We start from the raw sequence: 617 nt of genomic DNA on the forward strand, positions 1-617 counted from the left end.
GGCTGGAGGGCTGGCTGGTGGGCGGCTCAAAGCACAAGGTGACCACACCTCATCCGCATCTCTCCAATCTGAAAACAGGCCCTTAGCTAAGGTGATGTTTGATACTTTCACCGCAAAACCTACCAGTAAAACGGTAGAACTTTATGGCCGAACCGCACCCAATCGCCAAGCTCGTCTTGGTGCAGAAGTGGCCGGTAAAATTGTCAGTCTCAGCATCAATAAAGGGCAACTTGTTAAGCAAGGGCAAGTGATTGCTAACATTGATAAGCGGGATTTGGACAGTCAGCTCAAACGCGCTCAGGCCATGCTGCGAGTGAAAGAAAAGGAGTTTAATGCCGCAAAATCGCTCAAAAGCAGGGGGTTACAAGGCGAGGTGGCCTTTGCGACTGCGGAAGCCGCGTTAGTCGATGCAAGAGCGAACCTCAATAATGTCCAAACCGCTCTCAAGAATACCGAAGTTAAAGCGCCCTTTGATGGCATTGTTGATCATCATTTTGTCGAAGTGGGTGACTTTGTCGGTGTGGGCGATCCAATAGCGACAGTGATTGATTTAGAGACTCTGGTCATTGAGGCCGACGTTAGCGAGCTCCATATCCAGTATCTTAAAGAAGGTCTTC

Annotated in this window: 1 pseudogene; it reads left to right on the forward strand. The window is 49.6% G+C overall.

From position 1 onward, the window contains the following. Window positions 1-617 (forward strand): annotated as a pseudogene (gene vmeJ, locus R7190_RS28670) (multidrug efflux RND transporter periplasmic adaptor subunit VmeJ); the annotation flags it as partial.

Source organism: Vibrio sp. 1078-1 (assembly GCF_033340475.1).